The organism is Anaplasma ovis str. Haibei, assembly GCF_002214625.1.
Taxonomy (GTDB): Bacteria; Pseudomonadota; Alphaproteobacteria; order Rickettsiales; family Anaplasmataceae; genus Anaplasma; species Anaplasma ovis.
On sequence record NZ_CP015994.1, the window covers coordinates 390201 to 410014 of the forward strand.

Here is a 19814-nt window from a genome sequence, read left to right on the forward strand (position 1 = left end):
CCGGGTGGCTGTGCAGCACCATGTGCCTAGATTAATGTGTAGTGCACACAAGAAGCTCTGCGGTTAACGCGCAGCTCCCTTTACAGGGGTAGTGCTTGAAGACTCAAATCCGCGTATCAAAGAGGAGACATGCTTGCCTTTCTTGGCCTGTGCCTCTCCATCTTTTTGTAAAGAAGCTGATGCGGCTCTGCCTTCCTTTTCCGCTGATGCAGGGGATTTTTTTCCCGCTGCCTCTGGATTGCCCATGCTAGGAGCGCTTTGCCTTTCCGTAGAGATCATATCCGAGTAGGAAATCCCACCGCCAAGAGTTCTCTGTGTGCCGGGATGGCTGCCGACAGTCCGCTCAGCTTGCTGCACCGCTTGTCGCTCTGCCAGCATCCTTTCCAGGGTCGGTATGGCCCCTGCAAAGGCAGGGTTTGCACTGATTTTAGAAACCTTGTGTGCGTTGGCACCGGTTGTTCTAGACTCAGTGGCATCACCATGCTTCTGAATAGGGGCCTGTTTCACCGAGGTTTTTGATGCAGTTGCAGGTTTCTCGATCTGTGATGAGCCAATCTTGCTTGAAAGTACTTTTTGTAACTCATCTACAAATGCGGGATTTTTGCTATTGACGCTCTCGTGCACGGAAACCGATTTCTTTGCCGCTGTACCTGGTGGTGTAACGCTGCTCACGGTTGGTGCTTTCTGCTCGGCTGCCTCGGCGCGTGCCTTTGCTTCCAGTGCGGCGCTAAACTTAGCTGCCTTGTTTTTGAGTTCACTGAAATCTATTTGTGCAGGAGCAGAAGCAGGAGTAGATGGTTTAGATGCGCTAGATCTAACCTTTGGTTTTTCTGCTTTGGAAGCTTCCTGCATAAACGCGTTTCTGTTTGCAAGTAAAGTGTTCAGCCGGCTGGCAAATTCCGCTCTGGACTCACGTGTTTGAGCGGAGCTTGTCCGTATGCCCTGAATTTCACGCGCAGCACTTTCCGACTGGGTAGAGCGTTGAGGGCTCTGCGAGCCAGCTTCAGTCACTTGGCCTGTCTTCTCAGAAAGCATTGCTTTTCTTTGCTGAACACCAGGTATAGCGCTGCCAGTGTTCAATGCAGGGGCAGCTGCTGGTTTTGGTGCAATAGCCGGCTTCGGTGCGACAGCTGGTTTTGCTGCAGGTGTTGTTGTTCTAGTCTCACGCGCAGCACTTTCCGACTGGGTAGAGCGTTGAGGGCTCTGCGAGCCAGCTTCGGTTACTGAGCCAACCTTCTCAGAAAGCATTGCCTTTCTTTGTCGAACGCTAGGCACCACATTTTTGCTGTACTCAGGAACACTGCCCATGTTTTGTAACGCGGTAGGGGAGGATTTTTGCTCTCCCGCGTCAAGGACCCTTCTTGGAGCCGCTACCGGCGGAGTTACTGACTTCAATGTTGCTGCTGCACCTCTAAAGGGTTGTGCAGCCATGAGATTGGCAGAAGTTGCGGCAGCAGTTCTTGGAGTGGGGCTTACCGCTTGGGCAGCTGGTGCAATTGCTGGCTTCGCTGCAGGTGTTGTTGTTCTAGTCTCACGCGCAGCACTTTCCGACTGGGTAGAGCGTTGAGGGCTCTGCGAGCCAGCTTCAGTCACTTGGCCGGTCTTTTCAGCAAGCATAGCTTTCCTTTGTTGAACGCTAGGCATAGCGCTGCCAGTGTTCAATGCAGGAGCAGCTACCGGTTTTGGTGCAATTGCTGGCTTCGGTGCGACAGCTGGCTTCGCTGCAGGTGTTGTTGTTCTAGTCTCACGCGCAGCACTTTCCGACTGGGTAGAGCGTTGAGGGCTCTGCGAGCCAGCTTCAGTCACTTGGCCGGTCTTTTCAGCAAGCATAGCTTTCCTTTGTTGAACGCTAGGCATAGCGCTGCCAGTGTTCAATGCAGGAGCAGCTACCGGTTTTGGTGCAATTGCTGGCTTCGGTGCGACAGCTGGTTTTGCTGCAGGTGTTGTTGTTCTAGTCTCGCGCGCAGCACTTTCCGACTGGGTAGGGCGTTGAGGGCTCTGCGAGCCAGCTTCAGTCACTTGGCCGGTCTTTTCAGTAAGCATAGCTTTCCTTTGTTGAACGCTAGGCATAGCGCTGCCAGTGTTCAATGCAGGAGCAGCTACCGGTTTTGGTGCAATTGCTGGCTTCGGTGCGACAGCTGGCTTCGCTGCAGATGTTGTTGTTCTAGTCTCACGCGCAGCACTTTCCGACTGGGTAGAGCGTTGAGGGCTCTGCGAGCCAGCTTCAGTCACTTGGCCGGTCTTTTCAGTAAGCATAGCTTTCCTTTGTTGAACGCTAGGCATAGCGCTGCCAGTGTTCAATGCAGGAGCAGCTACCGGTTTTGGTGCAATTGCTGGCTTCGGTGCGACAGCTGGCTTCGCTGCAGATGTTGTTGCTCTGGTCTCGCGCGCAGCAGTTCTTGGAGTAGGGCTTACCGCTTGGGCAGCTGGTGCTGGCTGCTGCGCGATAGGTGCACTGCTCACGTTTTGTGGTGCAGGGGAGGATTTTTGTTCTCCCGCATCAAGGACCTTTCTTGGAGCTGCTACCGGCGAAGTTACTGCCCGAGTGTCCCCAGCTGGCTGTTTGCTGGCTGTGGGTCGCTGCTGTGCCAGAATCTGTGAATTTCGTGGGGTATCATATACAGGTTCTGCCTTAGCCGCAGCATTTTGCCCTACTAGCTGTGAATTTCGTGGGGTATCATATACAGGTTCTGCCTTGGTCACATTAGCGTATTCTTGCCACTGTGGGTCCACGGCGTCATATATTAGCTCTACTTTATCTGACTGCCCTACTAGCTGCGAATTTCGCGGAGTATCATATGCCGGTTCCGCTGTAGCCGCAGCATTTTGCCCTACTAGCTGTGAATTTCGTGGGGTATCATATACAGGTTCCGCCTTGGTTGCGGCATTTTGGCTTATTATCTGCGAATTTCGTGGAGTATCATACGCAGGTTCTGGTGCAACATTAGCGCGTTCTCGCCAATGTGGGTCTATGGTCTCATATATTGGTTCTACGACACTGTCTGACTCTCTATCTATAGCGCCGTAGTATTGCTCTCCAGTTCTGAATTCAAAGTCGCTACTTGCTGATGTTGACGATAAACGTGACCTTGCGAAGGCATCGAACTCATCATAGTCCAAAAGGTCTTCAACTGGGGCCCAATGCTTTATCTGACCAGGTTCGCTGTCAGAGTCAGAGACATCCAATGGGTTAACATACCACGTTGCGGATGATGCATCTGACGCTGAGGAAGACTGCTCTGAAGAAGATGCCCGTTCCCTTTTGACGTTCTTGTCAAAGGCGGCGATTGTCTTTTTAATTGCGGACTTAATTCCTTTGCGAACGGAGATTTTGCTCGAGGAGGCGCTAGCACCTACGCCTGAGTCGCTACTCAGGCTGCTGCCTGAAGAAGATCCGACGGCCTTCTTAGCGGGTGCATCATCTTCATTTTTTAGCTTTTCATATGAAATACTGCTCTTAGGAATATTAGGAATCACAGGACTTTTTGTTGCTACTTTAGGACTGGAAGTCTTAAATTCTTGAAAATCGCCTTCATATTCGGAAAGTAAGGGAATAGTGTCCTCAGTAGGCGCACTGCTCTTACTTCTTATTCTCGTATGTAAAAAACCCTTGCTAGGAGTTGTAGGACTTTTCGCCGCCTTTTTAGGATTAAAAGTTTTTGATTCTTCTAAATCACTCTCATGTTCGGAAAGTAACGGAATAGTATCTTCAGGTATACTGGATGTCGATTGTTTAGTTTTCTTTTTCATAAAGATTACCTTTTGTAAAGGATCCGGAAGTTTATTAAGAAATTAATTAAAGTCAATAAATTAATAATTAATATTAATTTCTTTAATAATTTGACGTGAAGTCATATCCCGGTATGGGCGCCAATATCGGTACACGCAGTTTCGTAGTGCATTTGGCGCAAATCATGTAAAATGGTGTGGTTGCCGGTAAGCAAGAGCAGTGGCTGCAGGCATGTAAGGCACGCATATATGAAAAAAATAGTGTTGGTGGCTGGAGGTACAGGTGGGCATATCGTTCCCGCAGCGCTTATTTGTCAAGTTCTTACCAGTAGAGGCTACAAGTGTGTTTTATATACAGACCAGTATTTTTTGCAGTACAGAGCGAGATTTCCTAACATAAAGAGGTATGTACTTCTACCTCTTTGTAAGAGGTCAGGCGGAACTGTGCGGCTTTTAAAGTTTTGCGTTCTTCTCGTATACAGTTGTCTGCTATCGTACGTAAAACTGCGCTCATTAAAGCCGGATTTAGTAATTGGGTTTGGCGCATACGCGTCTTTTCCCGTTTTGCTGTCAGCTTGGTTGATGTCAATAGATGTAGTGTTGCACGAACAAAATTCCATCATGGGGAGGGTGAATCGTGTGTTTGCTAGGTATGCGAGGATTATTGCCTGTGGATTGCCGCTGCGCAACGTAGATAATAAACTCGCACGTAAGGTGGCCTACGTTGGAGTACCTACTGACATTAAAAAGGTGGCAAAGCAGCCCTTGGTGAGCGATTCTGTTAATCTTGTGATATTGGGGGGGAGCCAGGGTCTTTGTACATTTGGAAAGACTTTCGCATTAGCTATTACAGAATTGCCCGCCCATATTAGGAGTAGGGTGTTCGTAACGCAGCAGTGCGGGAAAGGCCAGTTGGAGACGGTAACAGAGCTGTATGCTAGATATAGCATCAAGCATCAGCTGAGCGGGTTTTTTACCGACATGAAAAACATAATAGGCGAGGCTGACCTGATTATTAGCAGGGCTGGTGCAACCACGATAGCAGAAGTTATGGCAGCGGGTAAGCCAGCTATATATGTTCCGTACGAGCGATCTTCCTGTAACCATCAGTTATATAATGCCCAGTTGGTGGAGGGTTTGGGCGCTGGCCTGTGCGTTGAGGAGCAAGCTCTTGATGTTTCAATAGCCAGGAACGTGCTTACAACCTTGCTTGGTAACCCGAGCAAATTGCAAGAGATGTCTCGCAACGCAACCAAGCACGCTACACTCAATGCCGACGCACAATTTTGCGCGGTGGTAGACGGACTGTTGAAGTGTTAAGTTGTTCACATGTGCAATGCGTATAGTCACGGGAAAGTGATAGGTACCTGGGTTGTTCGTCCATTTTGTGGGAAGGTATACAACCTCTTTTTACTTGAGTTGCCGGCTTCTTAAGCCTAGAATGAAGCCTGTTTTTTGGGGTCAGCATGGCTGAGAGGGGTAGTGATATAAGGCCTGGTCAAATTCTTGATCATAACGGTTCTCTTTACCTAGTGGTGAAGACCATGCACACCCAGCCCGGTAAAGGAGGGGCGTATATACAGGCTGAGCTGAAAAACCTTAAGACTGGTGCTAAATATCAGGAAAGGTTCCGCTCTGATGGATATGTAAAACGCGCTATAGTTGAGGAGGTGGAATATCAGTATATCTTTGGTGATGGCGCCTCACTCACGCTCATGAACACTACAACCTATGAGCAGGTCTCTATAAGTGCGGATATGCTCGGAGAGAAGGGTGTTTATCTGAAGGAGGGTGTTATTTTAACCTTATCCTTCTACCAGGGGCAGGTTGTGGCTGCCAGAGTTCCGGATTATGTGGTTCTGGAGGTTGTGGAGACAGAGTCTGTGATCAAAGGCCAAACCGCATCCTCTTCCTATAAATCTGCCGTGTTGGAAAATGGCGAGCGGATAAGTGTTCCTCCTTTTATAAAGGTTGGTGAGCGGGTAGTAGTTTACACCGTGGACGATACATACTACGAAAGGGCGAAGGACTGATATGTCTGCGCTTTTTTCTCCCGTGGTTGGTGTTATGCTCAGGGCTGTGCGCAAGTCCTCCAGGGGGTTGGTGCGGGACTTTAACGAGATAAGATGTTTGCAGCCCTCTCACGTCGCTGCGGGGGAATTTGCTAAGGCTGCTTATATCAGATCCAGCAGGATTATCAGTGAGGAGCTTCATGCCTACAAGCAGGAATGCGGCATACTTTTCGATGATGCTTACATTGGGCAGAATCCGGGCGAGCTGTTTTGGTTTGTTAGCCCTATAGATAGCAGAACTAATTTTACCAACGGGTTGCCATATTTTGCCACTGTGGTTGCTCTCGTGAAAAATGGGGAGGTTACTGCAGCAGTAGTTGATGCTCCTGTACTGAGGGAGACGTTCTACGTTGACAAAGGTCTGGGTGCTTTTGTGGAGAATTATCAATCCAGATATGTCAGGATGCACGTTGCGAAGAGGGAGAGCGTTAAAGCCGCATTGGTTGATGTTTCTGCTGGGTGTCCGGATGTTCTGTCGCTGTCTCAGAACCTGGCGTCACAGCACGCTGTGCTGCGCTCTATGGGGTCTGTTATGCTTGGGTTTGCGTACGCGGCCTCTGCCTGCTATGATATGGTGGTCTATTCCAGAGTTAATGAATACAAAGCCCGTATAGGTAGGCTCTTCATTGAGGGAAGTAAGGGTAGCATGATAAGCAAAGACGGGGTGCTCATCGCGGGTAGCTTCTTTTTGTGTGATTTTGTTGAGCGAAATTTCTTACAGTGAAAAGGGAATATCTCGTAGAAGGAACGTGCTTTGAGGTGCGTGTAGACAGATATTTGCGTGGCCTTCTGCCGGGTGTCACTCAGTCTTTTATAGAGCGGCTGCTACGCAAGGGAGAGATACTACTAAACAACACAAAAGCCAAGTCATCCACGCGGGTTAGCAATGGCGATGTCTTGAGCATAAAGCATGTTGACTGCATTGTGCTGCGCGAGAAGGAAATACGTGCACTCCGGCATGTGCCGCTTTTGGATTTGGTAAATAGCAGCATACTGTACGAAGATCAAAACATTATAGCGATAAATAAACCTGCTGGTGTCAGCGTCCAGGGCGGTAGCAAGGTTAAGGTTAGTATTAGTGATGTACTTGATAAAATAAAGCCGGGCGAATGCTGCCGGATAGTTCACAGGCTGGACAAAGACACGAGCGGTGTGCTCGTGCTGGCACGTAACCTAGACGTGGCAAGGTACCTTGCGTGTGAATTCCGGGAGAGAAGGGTCAAAAAGGAATATACTGCGGTTACCAGAGGTGTTCCGCAGCCGGCATCTGGGGAGGTGAGTACGCCAATATTTTACAAGGTACAGTCCGCCGCTGGGGAGAGAATGATTGAAAAAGAGGCCAAAACTTTCTTCTCGGTGATGCGGATTTTGGGAGATTTTGCAGTGGTATTGCTGCGTCCTGTTACGGGAAGGAAGCACCAATTGCGGATTCATATGTCGCAGATCGGGTGCCCAATAGTTGGGGACGATAAATACTACAAACATGATCTTGCTGAGAAGGGAATGCTGCACCTACACGCCTCATCGCTAACCTTTGAATTGATGGGCCGTACGCTCAGCATTGCTGCTAATATGCCCGGCTATATGGAGGAGAAGATTAACTCACTTGCGTGTTCGTGAAAGGCCGCGCCCATTTTGAATTCGCTGTGCTTTAACGCCCTGCAATAGCCAACCGGAGCAGTTGTTACGTCTGTCGTATGGGTCCGTGCTCGCATTACCAGGGGAGTGTGGTACGGTTCTAGGTTTTCAGCATTGTGGTGAGTTGTGGTGTGGTGCACAGATGCAGTTACCCGGTAGCAAAGTACGGCAGAATTGCTTTGGGAAGAACGGGTCGGAGAAACACGCATATGCTGTTACCTAGTGGTAAGGCGCGGCAGATGTATAAGCGCAGTGCTCACATTACCCAAGGGGTGTGCGACTGCGGTACGGTTCTAGGTTTTCAGCATTGTGGTGAGTTGTGGTGTGGTGCACAGATGCAGTTACCCGGTAGCAAAGTACGGCAGATGACATTGGGGAGAGCGAGCCAGAAACCGCGCACAGTGTTGTCTACAACTGGTCGTGCGATACAGCGTTTCTTGTCTCCTTGGCAGAATATAGGCACTTATCCGCCCTATTTAGGAAGTCCTTGGCCTCCTCAGAGGGACGAAACTCTGCTACCCCGATACTGATAGTCTTGTCGAGCGCGCCTGCGCTTGTGTTGAAGGGTTCTCCAGCAACTTTTTTTCGAAGTCGCTCAGCCGCTATCACGGCTTGATCTATGCCTGTCTCTGGCAAGATAATGACAAATTCCTCGCCTCCAAATCTTGCAAGTAGGTCAGATATTCTAATGTTGTCGAAAATTCTTTTTCTAAGCTGTTGCAGGAGCTCATCCCCGACGGTATGACCAAGAGTGTCATTTACTTGCTTGAAATGATCTACGTCTATTATCATGACAGACAGATCTTTACCCTTGTCACGTGCTTCGTTCACGATATTTTGAAAGTGCATATCGAAGTATCTTCTATTGTAACACCCTGTTAGGGGATCTGTGATCGACATTTCCGCATTATCTTCCAGGTGCATGCGCAGTGCATCCTGATATCTTTTCCTTTTGACTTGTACGTTCGCTCTTGCGAGAAGCTCGTTGCTGTCTATAGGAGCCATGATATAGTCGCTAATGCCGATCTCAAAAGCCCTGCTCAGGATTCCAATATCGTCGCTCTCATCTAGCAGTACCAGTATGGGGGTGTAGCGCGTATTGTTGTTGCTCCTGAAGTTCGAGCAAAGCCTGAGCCCATCGCCACCAAAATTGAGGTCTATTATGAAGAGATCATAGCTTTCCGCATTCTGGAGATTTACATCTTGTGACGGGTTGTCCAACACTGCGGTTTCCTGAAAATACTCCTGTAGCACACTGTTCATGTGTTCTGAGCGTACTTTATCGCTATCTAGGATCATGATTTTGGCGTTGGAAATCTGGTTCGCGTAGTGCATAATGTTCCCATCCACCGAGCTCATTTCCGTGTTGGTTTTGCCTCTGAGTCTCAGCTCGTCTACGAGAATTTTGAACCTGGTGAGCGATCTGATTCTCGAAAAAAGCGCCACGTCGTTTATTGGTTTAGTCAAAAAATCGTCTGCTCCGGAGCTAATCCCATTTACGCGGTTGTCGGTGGTGTTATCCAGTGCTGTTACCATTACGACCGGTATGTAGGTTGTGGCAGGGTCGGCTCTCAGCCTCCTACAAGTCTCGTATCCGTCCATGTCTGGCATCATAACATCAAGTAATATTAAATCTGGATGCTTCTCTCTTGCCAGCTGTATTGCCTCTTCACCACTCATTGCGGTGAGCACATTGTAGTATTCTTTGGTGAGTTTTGCCTGCAACAGCTTGACGTTAGCTATAAGGTCATCTACCACCAGTATTTTCGCTGTCATTACCTTTTTCTCTATATGTTAAATGGTCGTATAACTCGGGTGATGAGAGTGCTATCAGCTGTGGTTGTTGATCAGTTGGGTATTATGCCATATCCACACGTGCGCGCCAACTCCACAGCATGCTGGCATACCGTACACATCCGCCTTCTTTGCGGTGGTAGCACGATTAATGGCTACCAGGTGTTGACTAGTTATCTTTTTTTGTTGTGGCTTGCGCAGAATCATCATCCGCGCTGCCGTGTCCTGTCCCCAAAACATCCAGTGCTTGTTTATCGCGACTATCACACCTTATTACATCGCTGACTTCGTAAGCCTCGTATAGAACCCCATCATCGCCCATTATGCGCTTTTTTGGAACTGCGTAGCCAGTTCCTGTGCTATTATCACACGCTGCGCGCATGGCGTCCCACACCTCTTCCTTAATTTCTATAAACCTTCTGTAGTATGCCCCGGCGGTTTTTAGTAGTCCGGGAAGCTTTTTTGGATCTGTAACAAGGCACCCAACTACCAGAACCAACACCATTTCTGACAGGCCCACATTAAACATGGTAATCCTTCCCTACAGTAAAGACACTTAACACCCTGATTATCAATACTAATTTACTGAGATCCAACTGTGTAGAGTTTATATCTTCCAAAAATCTGTAGTACCCGTCCAGTTGGTTCTTGTATTGAGTGCACCAGGAATCTACATGCTCCTGCGCTACTGTATCCACGCACTTTTTCATATCCACTTTATTGAGTACCATGTGCTTTACTATGTTGCCGGTAATTATGGACTGGTAGTCGCTCAGATCATCGAGTAAATTCCTTATAGCTACACGCTGCCAGTACGGCGAAGCCGCGTCCATCTGCATTGCGAGCTCCCTTATGCGACTGAAGCTTAAAACAGACCTTAGCCTGAAGTACACCTTACCTACTGCAACTATATCTGCTCCTGTGCTCTCTGCCAGATGTATTATATCCATAGCAAAAATAGAGAACTGCAATCCGCCGATCCTCTGTGCTATTTTGGGATCCAAATTTTGTTGCGGAAGGTTGCGCCGTGCGGTGTTGTAGGATTCCAAAAACTCCCCGCACAAGATGTTTTCCATATTTTCTTCGATAAGCAGAGTTTGCGATGACAGGCCCTCTAGCCTTTGTTCCACATCTGGAAACTTGTGCATATGTCGGAGCATCCAGAAAGTTGCCTGCCCAACGAACTTTTGCACCTCCCTGATTATTGTGACATAGTCATTAACGTCTATGGTGCCGTCGGCCCTATCAAGCTCGCTCCAAATATCTTGTAGGTTATATATTCTGGAGACTATCACATACACCCTGGCAATCGTGTCTATGGTAATACCCATGCTTTCTATGTGGCTTACGAAGACACAACCCATCCTGTTTACTATGTCGTTGGATATGCATGTGGCCAGTATTTCATGTTTCAATTTATGCTGCTTTATATACTTCTCAAACCTATTTCTTATAGATTCAGGGAAGTATGAGAGCAGATATTGAGATTCATAGACACTCGCCAGGCCGTGCTGCAGCAAGTTGGACTTCATAATTCCCCCTTTTATGAACGTCCGGGTGTATGCTATGAGCACAGCTATCTGAGGGGCGTCAAGCCCCCTGGATTCAGAAATCATTTTCAGGACTTCATCATCGCCGGGTAGGAATTCCATGCCGCGGTCCAAGGCCTTGATCCTTTCAAGGTACTGCATTATCCTATGGTGCTGCTCTATACGCTTCTTTGCCTGAATGCACTCCAGCATCAACGTTCTGGTCTCGAGTTTGTTATGGCGCTCCATGAGAATGCCAGGTATATCAAGAAGCATATCGTAGAGGATTTTGTTGCGCTCTTCCAAAGAGATAAATTTATCTCTGACGGCCATTTCCAGGCAGATCTTTAGATTGACTTCAAAGTCTGAGCAGATAACACCACCTGCGTTGTCTATAAAGTCAGTATTAATCCTACCGCCCTTACCGGCATATTCTACCCTACCTAGCTGCGTACAGCCAAGGTTGCCCCCTTCTATGACCATAGAAGCGCGTAGGTCCGCCCCATTGACTCTGAGCCGATCGTTGGCCTTATCACCAATAGTAGTGTGAGCTTCCCTGGATGATTTTACGTACGTACCTATACCGCCGTTCCAAATCATGTCTACTGGCGCTTTTAGCATCGCCCTAATCAGGGCAGTGGGGGAGATGCTGCTGTCTTTGGTATCCAGCTGGAAGCACTTCTTCATCTCCGGAGTAAGAGCAATGGATTTTGAACTGCGAAGAAAAACACCCCCGCCTTTCGATATGAGACTCGGTTTGTAATCTTGCCAAGATGACCCTGGAGTTTCAAACAACCGCTTACGTTCCGCGAAACTTTTCGCAGGGTCAGGAGAGGGATCGACGAATATGTGTATATGATTAAAAGCCCCGAGTAGGCACATCTTGTCTGACAACAACATCCCATTACCGAACACGTCACCCGACATATCCCCTATACCAACAGCAGTGAACGTGTCTTTTTGTATATTTTTACCCATGGTCCAGAAGTGCCGCTGAGCAGCAACCCATGCTCCCCTGGCAGTAATGCCTATTTTTTTATGGTCAAACCCAACGGATCCTCCGGATGCAAACGCATCTCCAAGCCAGAAGTTATACTCTGCAGAAATCTGATTTGCGTGGTCAGAAAAAGACGCGGTACCCTTGTCAGCTGCAACTACCAGGTATGGATCGTCGTCATCATACCTTACTACGCGACTGGGAGTGACACACTTGTTGTCTATTACATTGTCAGTAATGTCCAATATACCACGCAAAAAGCTCTTGTAGCACTCAATCGCGCACTCAACCGATCCTAGCTTTCTTGAGTTACCCTTCAGAACAAATCCACCTTTAGACCCAACTGGGACGATCACAGAGTTCTTCGTCATCTGTGCCTTCATCAGCCCTAGGACCTCAGTGCGGAAATCTTCAGTTCTGTCGGACCATCTTATGCCGCCTCGTGCCACCTTTCCACCGCGTAGGTGTATACCCTCGAACGTATTTGAGTAAACATATATTTCCCTGAAGGGAAGGGGGCGAGGAATATCTGGTACTGCACCAGAGTCTAGCTTTAGCGAGAGATAATTTCTGCCATCCTGGTAGTAGTTTGTGCGCAAGACCGCTAATATTAGGTTATATATGCACTTCAGTATGTAGTCGTGAACTATGTCTGATACTTGCGTAAACAATGCGTCAATTGATTTGCGTACGCCCGCCACCTTTGCATCTCTGTCACCAGATATATCTGGGTCAAATCTAGCCTCGAATAACCGAACGAACAAATTGACCATGTCAGAATGCTTCCTGACAACCTTTTGAATGTATGCCTGGCTGTAGTTGAATGAGATTTGCTTTAAGTACCTGCTCAGTGTCCTTACGAGTAAAACTTCTTTCCACCCCAAGTTTGCTAGGATCACCAAGCTGTTGAAGTAGTCATTCTCAGTTTCTCCGGAAAACACCTTTTTCAGCGTTGTTTCAAATTGGCTCTTTACGTTATGATGGTCAAAAGACTTGCTCGTGTTTGCGAGTACAAAGTGGTGTAAACGCACACACTTCTCCCGCACCGTGATATCGTAACTGTGGTGCTGTAGCATCCTTGCACCCATCTTCTTTACGACATCCAAAACCTTCAATAAACGCAGATCTCCATCCAGCAGTACGTATATTTTCAGCTGATAGTAGTTGCAGTTTTCTAATAGGTAGAGATCTACCTCGCCCTCACCCGTGGGGTTTTCCAATACTTTATGAATTTTCAAGATGTCATGGCGCGCATTTTCTGGGGAAAAATGCTCCTGATAGCTAGTTGGGAAAGCGCTGACGTACTCGGAAAAATCACCATCGAGTCTCTGAGACACCACCTGCTGCAGCCTGTCTTCCCACCGCTTTGTGGATTCCACTACCATCTTCTCAACTTCCTGTGCCGATATAGCGCAGGAAGCCGCATCGTTGGTTTTGATTGTAAATTGTAGTCTTACCAAATCAGACTCGTCATACATGTTATAGTGCTGGCCAACAACTTTACCGCCCAGGGCACTTTCCAGCACGGCAGCTATGCGGTCTGCTAACTCTGTACTAGCTAGGTTCTTTGGTATGAAGATAATGCACCAAATGAAGCCGTTTATCGCGTCTTTCAGCATGAACAGCCGGACTTTTGGGCTGCTGGAGAGGAAAAGTATCCCCATTGAGATCTGGAACAGGTCTTCCTCAGAAAAGCGGAAAAGCTCCTCTCTAGAGAACTTCTGCATAATGGCCATCAACGCTTTTCCATTGTGCCCAGTCTTCAAAAAGCCGGATCTTTCTTTTACAAGCTCGACCTTTTTTCTTATCACCGGTATGTGGCATGCGCTCTGAAATTCAACTGAAGAGGTGAAAAACCCGTAGAAACACTTTTCCTGTTCTATATTTCCCGCCTTATCGAATGTGCGCAGGCCTATGCAGATCATATATCCGTACCTGTGCACGTGGGAAACGCAATTTGATTGCACGACGTACAGTGGCTCTTTACTTTGCGCCTGGCAACTTAAAGATTTCTGGGCTTGCGTTCCTATCCTTTGTAATCCCAAGCTGCGCTTCGGATCCAGGACTAGCTCCCCCGACTTTGACTTTGTATACTCACTGTACCCAAGGAACACAAAACTGTCCCCGCGTAACCATTCCAGGAAACGGCAAATCTCCTCACGCGATGGGTCCCCTCTCATACTCGACAGCAGTTCGTCCACTCGGCTAAGCATCGGTTGCCAATCGCCAACGCAGCACACAACCGAGTGCAGGGCTTGTTCAACTTCCATCTTAAGCTTGCTTTGCAGTGCCTCACTTGCAGGCCCCACTACAAAATATGCTACAGACTCGCAAGCGCGATCATCGGTGCAGGATGTAGATAGAGCGTCAACGCCTACAATCCTGCCGCCTTCCCTTTTCAGAAGCAAAACCGCGTTTGTGTAGTGATATATCGGTAGATTATGCTTCTTTAGCGCTATGATTACGGAGTCTATTATAAACGGCAAATTATCATTGGCCGTTTCCACTATTGTGAAGGATTTTTCCGGGCACCCCGGGCGCTCTACCGTGAATACACGCACCATGCTCTCTTTGGGCTTCCTGTTGCCGATGAAATTGTACAGATCCTCCGCAATGTTTAGCAGAAACTGGCTCGTCAATTCTACATCTGTACTGTAAGAGAAGTTGTAAAACTTCTCTATAAAGCTCTTGAGCAGGCCATACTCATTAGTTTGTGATGGGAACTTTTCCCGTAGGGCGTTCAACACAGAGGCGACCACGTGCCCTCCGAAACCACAAGCACTATCTTCTGGGATGCGCATTACTTCACAACGTATCTTAGGAACAAAAATGTATACACAACCTACTGGGGGCTAGAGTAGCATATCCTATACCGATTAAAACACAATTAATTCACCAAACTTAAGCACATGTGCTCTTTGAATACATGGTAACCATATAACCAGCTATCGTACACAGTAATGTTGTATTACGAGTTTGTCATTTTCAAAATGCTGGGCTTTGTTGTAACTCAGAGAATGTTTTAGTACGCATGTACCGAATATTTTCACGTACTGCTCCTGGAGTTGTGCTACACGTGGCAATAATTATGCGGGTTGTGCCAGTATATATGGTAACTGAGGTATATTTCGGAAAAAGTGTTGTAAACAATCCGTTATGATATGTCACACATGTGTTCTGCTTGCCTGGGTTTTTATGTGCAGCACAGCACCCCCCGGTATACACTGAAACTCCTAGGTGCAAGTGCGTACAATGCGCTTGCCGTGTTTGCTGACGTGCATTTTTCCTGTACACGGTTTTGTTATTGTGGTATCGAACACCGCAGGCTCGTGATTTTGTTGTGGATGTGGTTATGGCCGCGCGCAGGGGTGGGAAAGCCGTTTCTGATTTACTGGAAGAGGTGAGCGTACAAGGAGACGCTGATAGAGTTACCCTGTATGAGCTAAAAATGACCCTCCGTGACAGGGGCTTTGGTGTACTCATGCTCTTGTTTGCCCTACCGCTTTCTATACCGATTCCCGTGCCTCCTGGCTACACTACCGTATTGTCTATCCCGCTGCTGCTATTCTCGGCCCAAATGCTTATGGGTTTTTCCACTCCGTGGCTACCTGCTTTTTTGGAGAAAAGGTCGTTCAAGCGGGAGTTTTTAGCAACCGTAATTGAGAGAACATCTCCAATACTAAAGGGAATGGAACGGTGGAGTAAGCCCAGAATGTTTGTGATGTTCAATGATGTAGGAGAGAAGGCCGTGGCTCTGATTTGCCTTTTGTGTGCCATTTCCATTGCAATTCCCCTACCTCTGACGAACTTCATTCCTGCTGGGGGAGTGTCCGCTATGGCGCTCGGCATGCTGAATCGAGACGGTGTGCTGGTCATTTTAGGCGTATTGGTAGGGTTTTTTGGGCTTCTTGTTACTACAGTTGTGCTCATAGCGGGGCCCAAGCTTGTAATTGAAATGTTTTCTTTTCTGTTCAAGTCTTGAGTATGAAACTTCATGACACTCTGTGTGCTGCGAAGAGGGTTTTTTCGCCAAAAAATAGCGAGCGCGTAGGTGTGTATGTTTGCGGTCCTACCGTCTATGATTTAGCACATATAGGCAACGCGCGATCCGTAGTTGTTTATGACGTTTTATTCAGGCTGCTAAAGGCGTTATACCCCGAGGTTGTGTACGTTAGGAATATCACAGACGTGGATGACAAAATCATAAATGCGGCGGAATCTGAAAACAAAAGTGTTACAGCATTAACTACACACTACACCAAGCTGTTTCATGAAGATGTTGAGGCGCTTAACTGCCTGCCTCCAACCTTTGAACCGAGGGCGACCGAAGAAATTGAGACTATGCTGCATATAATCGACAGATTAATCAAGGCAGGGCACGCCTATGTTCTGGGTGGCACGGTATATTTTAGTATAGAGTCCTATAAACATTATGGGGCGCTGTCTGGCAGAAAATTGGGTGATATGATATCCGGCAGCAGAGTGGAAGTTGTTGCTGAGAAACTGCACCCTGGGGATTTTGTCCTTTGGAAACCGGCAACTGATCTGGATATGAAGCTTGGGGCGTGCTGGCCTAGTCCTTGGGGCGTTGGACGACCGGGATGGCATGTGGAGTGCTCTGCTATGAGCTATCGCTATCTAGGTGAGAGCTTCGATATTCACGGAGGTGGTGCAGATTTGATGTTTCCGCATCATGAAAACGAAATATCCCAAAGCTGTTGCGCCTTTCCCGGCAGTGAGTATGCGAGGTACTGGGTGCACAATGGGTTTTTGACGGTCAACGGTGGCGAGAAAATGAGTAAATCTCTGGGCAATGTTATTACTGTTAGGGGTTTGCTTGGCAACGGAGTTGATGGAGAGGTGATTCGGTATGTGTTTCTGAGTACCCACTACCGCAAGCCACTTGATTGGGGGGACAAGGCCGTACTTGATGCTAAAGAGGCGCTGAACAAAATATATCGTTCTTGCGAGGAGTTTTCCGCGCAATTGTTGAACACAGGTCTAGAAGATGTGAATGTGCACAACCCCGTTATGTCGTCATTGCAAGACGATATGAATACACCGGCAGCAATTGCTGCATTACATGAGTTGGTGAAGGAGATAAATAAGACCAGTAACGCTGGGGAGAAGCTGCGGTTGGCAAGGGTGCTGAACAAGAGTGCCATGCTGATGGGTATGTTCCGCAATTTTCCGGAAAGAAAGCTCTCTAACATCCGAAGTTTGGTTGATGAGGATGAAATCAATAGGCTAATCGAAAAAAGAGCAGAGGCCAAAGGGCGTGGGGATTTCGAGCTGGCGGATGAGATCAGAAAGAGTTTATCAGATATGGGTATAGGCATCTCCGACGGGAAAGATGGCGCAACGCGTTGGCATAGAAAAAACTAGCTCGTCACCTATGCGACCAGTGTTTTGTGCAGGTACTCCGTGCAGAAATTTGTGTTGCTATTGCAGTGCTTTCGTCAATTTGTGTAACCTTCTGACAATGCGGTAATATATCCGACCATAGCACTTCTGCAAGTGGTATTAATTTGGTGCGTAGATGCGTGTTGCCACGAAAAAAGAGGTGGTTAGTGATTGACAATTTTTGAGTTATTTGTAAGTTTGAGCCGTGGGTATTTTCGGGGGGAGGACATGTCTTTGTTGGATGCCAGGCCGGTATATAAACCCTTCTACTACCCGTGGGCGTATGACGCTTGGTTATGCCAGCAGAGGATCCATTGGATACCTGAGGAGGTGCCTCTTGCGGACGATGTTCAGGATTGGAAAACTAAGCTATCTGCGCAAGAGAAGAATCTCCTAGTGCAGATTTTCCGCTTCTTTACCCAGGCGGATATAGAGGTGAATAACTGCTATATGAAGCACTATTCGAACATCTTCAAGCCTACGGAAATTTGCATGATGCTCTCGGCTTTTTCCAACATGGAGACTGTGCATATAGCAGCGTACTCATATTTGTTGGACACCATAGGGATGCCCGAGGTCGAATACCAGGCATTCTTGAAGTTTGAGGTGATGAAGAAAAAGTACGACTACATGCAGAGGTTTGAGGAATCCAGGAAGGGTGATAAAAGGCATGTAGCGAAGACATTGGCCGTATTTGGCGCTTTCACCGAGGGCCTACAGCTTTTTGCCTCGTTTGCGATTTTGCTGAATTTCCAGCGTTTTGGTAAGATGAAGGGAATGGGGCAGATTATAGCCTGGTCCGCCAGGGATGAGACGCTGCATACTGAGTCCATCATTAGGTTGTTTAACACCTTCATCCACGAAAACCAGGAGATATGGGATGAGAGTTTACAGGAGGAGCTCTATGGTGCCTGCCGGGTTATTGTTTCGCTCGAAGATGAATTCATCGACCTTGCATTCGCTTTGGGAGATGTTGAAGGGCTTTCTGCGGCTGAGGTTAAGCGGTACATACGCTACATAGCGAACAGAAGGCTAAAGCAGCTTAATCTGGAGCCCATATATGGCGATAATGTCAACCCTCTGCCGTGGCTTGATGAGATTCTTAATGGGGTTGAGCACACAAACTTTTTCGAGAATCGGGTTACGGAATATTCACGTGCTGCAACGGAAGGCACCTGGGATGAGGCGTTTGAGGATGGGTAGAAACTTTATAGCAATGGCCTGCCGGCCTCTCGTTTTTGTGGCTACTTTGGCGTTTGTGCAGGCCATCTGTGTTCCTGCTCTCGCCAACAGTGGTGAGGATGAGGATCTGACCAAGCTTCCTAAGGCATTCATTGCGGGGGAACTTAAGGAAGTTGTTAAAATGCCCGATAGGCCGTTTTTCGATTTAAGTGGAAAGGAGTTTTCCGCGAAGAGCTTTGAAGGGCAGGTGTTGATTGTGGCGTTTTGGGCTCCGTGGAGCCTAGAATCTGTCGCATTGCTCAAGGAGCTGCAGGCAATTTGGGATCATTTGAATCAGAAAGAAGCCAAGGATAAGATAGTCTTTTTGCCGGTTTCTTACGGGGATGCGCATTCTGTGCAGTCCTTCTGTAAGGAGTATGGAATTGCACTTACCGTTTATCTTGACACAAATAGAGCGCTTTTTGACTATTTTGACGTGAGGGCTATACCACTAACCCTGATCGTTGACCGGGGCGGTGTTGTGCTTTACCGCATAGACGGCAACGTAAAATGGGATAGTGTTGACGTGATAGGAAAGCTGCTGTCTATAGCCTCATAGCGGTTGGGGAATGCACTACGGTGCCGTGTGGTGACCGGTAATGTACAAACTGGCAAATCATTTTGCCTCGAAAAGGCTGAGCCACTAACTTTTCCGTTGGCCGCAGGGTAGTAGGTGCAGAGTTGGGATGCCGGGCTAATGCCGGTGGAGCGTTCGTCTCGATAACTGGGACAATATGTATAACCAACTATATAACCAACGCCCCACAAATGTACGGTGTGTGGCTTTGGGTGTCCGCGTGTTCTAAATGTGTACGGCTTTGGCACTAGGCCAGACGGCAATTTCCGGGGTGTCTACAGTGCTGTGTACAAAGCTACTGGCAAATCATTTTGCTTCCGGTATGTGCAACCTGGTGTGCGCATGGATTCATGCTCGAATCGAGCAGGTTGTACGTTAACACCGTGGCATAGCTCAAGTGGCGCACAGAAGCGCGTGCGCGTCCACACTACGCCTACTCGAGATATGAGACTATGCAGCGCCGCTATCGCTGTTGGGTTTATTACGCGAAGCTACGCTCAAGGCGTATACGCACAGGTCAGCAAAGCAAATACCATTTTTTTTGGCTAGTTCATGCAGCTTTTCCAGGCTGTTTCTAACTTTTTCTGGTACTGATCCACCACGCTCTTTTGACAGCCAGGTGTTTTGGTGCTGTACAGGGTGTGAGTCTGGCCTTGGCTCCCCAATATATATGGCAAATGGGGCAATTTTACCGCCAAACTCGCATGGGATAATAAACTTCTTGATTCCAGTCATGATGCTACTCTAGTAATTACAAATTGCGCTTCTGAAGACATTCTACATATCTTGCGGTCTTGTGTGTATCACAAATTTATGGTGGATCATAAAAGAACCAAGATTGGAATGACGGGGTG

Annotated in this window: 13 protein-coding genes; 8 read left to right on the forward strand and 5 right to left on the reverse strand. The window is 47.8% G+C overall.

The window, feature by feature from the left end; all coding sequences use genetic code 11:
* Nucleotides 1-63: 63 nt before the first annotated feature.
* Nucleotides 64-3750, reverse strand: a complete 3687-nt coding sequence (locus AOV_RS01600; RefSeq protein ID WP_117374403.1) for a hypothetical protein — start codon at nucleotides 3748-3750, stop codon at nucleotides 64-66.
* Between the two features lie 228 nt (nucleotides 3751-3978).
* Here AOV_RS01600 and AOV_RS01605 point away from each other — a divergent pair, with 228 nt between their 5' ends.
* The 4 genes from AOV_RS01605 to AOV_RS01620 all read left to right on the forward strand — a co-directional run bounded on the left by AOV_RS01605 (nucleotide 3979) and on the right by AOV_RS01620 (nucleotide 7421).
* Entirely contained in the window at nucleotides 3979-5049 is a 1071-nt protein-coding gene (locus AOV_RS01605; protein WP_075139461.1) for a UDP-N-acetylglucosamine--N-acetylmuramyl-(pentapeptide) pyrophosphoryl-undecaprenol N-acetylglucosamine transferase, read from the forward strand.
* A 146-nt stretch (nucleotides 5050-5195) separates the two neighbouring features.
* The gene (gene efp, locus AOV_RS01610; protein ID WP_075138867.1) at nucleotides 5196-5762 is read left to right on the forward strand and encodes an elongation factor P; all 567 of its coding nucleotides are present in this window, start codon (nucleotides 5196-5198) and stop codon (nucleotides 5760-5762) included.
* Nucleotide 5763: 1 nt separating this feature from the next.
* Entirely contained in the window at nucleotides 5764-6525 is a 762-nt protein-coding gene (locus AOV_RS01615; protein ID WP_075138868.1) for an inositol monophosphatase family protein, read from the forward strand.
* Nucleotides 6522-7421: an RluA family pseudouridine synthase gene (locus tag AOV_RS01620; RefSeq protein ID WP_075138869.1), complete on the forward strand. Its 900-nt coding sequence runs from the start codon at nucleotides 6522-6524 to the stop codon at nucleotides 7419-7421. Before AOV_RS01615 ends, AOV_RS01620 begins: the two co-directional genes overlap by 4 nt.
* A gap of 426 nt (nucleotides 7422-7847) precedes the next feature.
* On the opposite strand, the gene AOV_RS01625 is transcribed toward AOV_RS01620, so the two are convergent.
* The 3 genes from AOV_RS01625 to AOV_RS01635 form a co-directional block, all read right to left on the reverse strand.
* Nucleotides 7848-9215 (reverse strand): PleD family two-component system response regulator, encoded by a 1368-nt coding sequence (locus AOV_RS01625; RefSeq protein WP_075138870.1) that lies wholly within the window; start codon nucleotides 9213-9215, stop codon nucleotides 7848-7850.
* A 187-nt stretch (nucleotides 9216-9402) separates the two neighbouring features.
* Nucleotides 9403-9762: a Sec-independent protein translocase subunit TatB gene (gene tatB, locus AOV_RS01630; protein ID WP_075138871.1), complete on the reverse strand. Its 360-nt coding sequence runs from the start codon at nucleotides 9760-9762 to the stop codon at nucleotides 9403-9405.
* Nucleotides 9755-14560, reverse strand: coding sequence for an NAD-glutamate dehydrogenase (locus AOV_RS01635; protein ID WP_075138872.1), 4806 nt, complete (start codon nucleotides 14558-14560; stop codon nucleotides 9755-9757). Before AOV_RS01635 ends, tatB begins: the two co-directional genes overlap by 8 nt.
* A gap of 551 nt (nucleotides 14561-15111) precedes the next feature.
* On the opposite strand from AOV_RS01635, the gene AOV_RS01640 reads away from it, so the two are divergent.
* The 4 genes from AOV_RS01640 to AOV_RS01655 all read left to right on the forward strand — a co-directional run bounded on the left by AOV_RS01640 (nucleotide 15112) and on the right by AOV_RS01655 (nucleotide 18942).
* Nucleotides 15112-15741 (forward strand): exopolysaccharide biosynthesis protein, encoded by a 630-nt coding sequence (locus tag AOV_RS01640; RefSeq protein ID WP_075139462.1) that lies wholly within the window; start codon nucleotides 15112-15114, stop codon nucleotides 15739-15741.
* Between the two features lie 2 nt (nucleotides 15742-15743).
* On the forward strand, nucleotides 15744-17144 hold the full coding sequence (cysS, locus tag AOV_RS01645; protein ID WP_075138873.1) for a cysteine--tRNA ligase: 1401 nt from the start codon (nucleotides 15744-15746) through the stop codon (nucleotides 17142-17144).
* Nucleotides 17145-17390: 246 nt separating this feature from the next.
* The gene (locus AOV_RS01650) at nucleotides 17391-18365 is read left to right on the forward strand and encodes a ribonucleotide-diphosphate reductase subunit beta (protein WP_075138874.1); all 975 of its coding nucleotides are present in this window, start codon (nucleotides 17391-17393) and stop codon (nucleotides 18363-18365) included.
* Complete coding sequence (locus AOV_RS01655; protein WP_233497204.1) at nucleotides 18358-18942, forward strand: TlpA family protein disulfide reductase; 585 nt, start codon at nucleotides 18358-18360, stop codon at nucleotides 18940-18942. Before AOV_RS01650 ends, AOV_RS01655 begins: the two co-directional genes overlap by 8 nt.
* A gap of 468 nt (nucleotides 18943-19410) precedes the next feature.
* On the opposite strand, the gene AOV_RS01660 is transcribed toward AOV_RS01655, so the two are convergent.
* Complete coding sequence (locus tag AOV_RS01660) at nucleotides 19411-19695, reverse strand: DUF2610 domain-containing protein (RefSeq protein ID WP_075138876.1); 285 nt, start codon at nucleotides 19693-19695, stop codon at nucleotides 19411-19413.
* Between the last annotated feature and the right edge of the window lie 119 nt (nucleotides 19696-19814).

Bases quoted from the DNA above. Each gene is read 5' to 3' on its own strand.
- AOV_RS01655 (WP_233497204.1), top strand. From the start codon at position 18,358: ATGGGTAGAAACTTTATAGCAATGGCCTGCCGGCCTCTCGTTTTTGTG.
- AOV_RS01640 (WP_075139462.1), top strand. From the start codon at position 15,112: ATGGCCGCGCGCAGGGGTGGGAAAGCCGTTTCTGATTTACTGGAAGAG.
- AOV_RS01660 (WP_075138876.1), bottom strand. From the start codon at position 19,695: ATGACTGGAATCAAGAAGTTTATTATCCCATGCGAGTTTGGCGGTAAA.
- AOV_RS01605 (WP_075139461.1), top strand. From the start codon at position 3,979: ATGAAAAAAATAGTGTTGGTGGCTGGAGGTACAGGTGGGCATATCGTT.
- AOV_RS01650 (WP_075138874.1), top strand. From the start codon at position 17,391: ATGTCTTTGTTGGATGCCAGGCCGGTATATAAACCCTTCTACTACCCG.
- cysS (WP_075138873.1), top strand. From the start codon at position 15,744: ATGAAACTTCATGACACTCTGTGTGCTGCGAAGAGGGTTTTTTCGCCA.
- AOV_RS01615 (WP_075138868.1), top strand. From the start codon at position 5,764: ATGTCTGCGCTTTTTTCTCCCGTGGTTGGTGTTATGCTCAGGGCTGTG.
- tatB (WP_075138871.1), bottom strand. From the start codon at position 9,762: ATGTTTAATGTGGGCCTGTCAGAAATGGTGTTGGTTCTGGTAGTTGGG.
- AOV_RS01635 (WP_075138872.1), bottom strand. From the start codon at position 14,560: ATGCGCATCCCAGAAGATAGTGCTTGTGGTTTCGGAGGGCACGTGGTC.
- efp (WP_075138867.1), top strand. From the start codon at position 5,196: ATGGCTGAGAGGGGTAGTGATATAAGGCCTGGTCAAATTCTTGATCAT.
- AOV_RS01600 (WP_117374403.1), bottom strand. From the start codon at position 3,750: ATGAAAAAGAAAACTAAACAATCGACATCCAGTATACCTGAAGATACT.
- AOV_RS01625 (WP_075138870.1), bottom strand. From the start codon at position 9,215: ATGACAGCGAAAATACTGGTGGTAGATGACCTTATAGCTAACGTCAAG.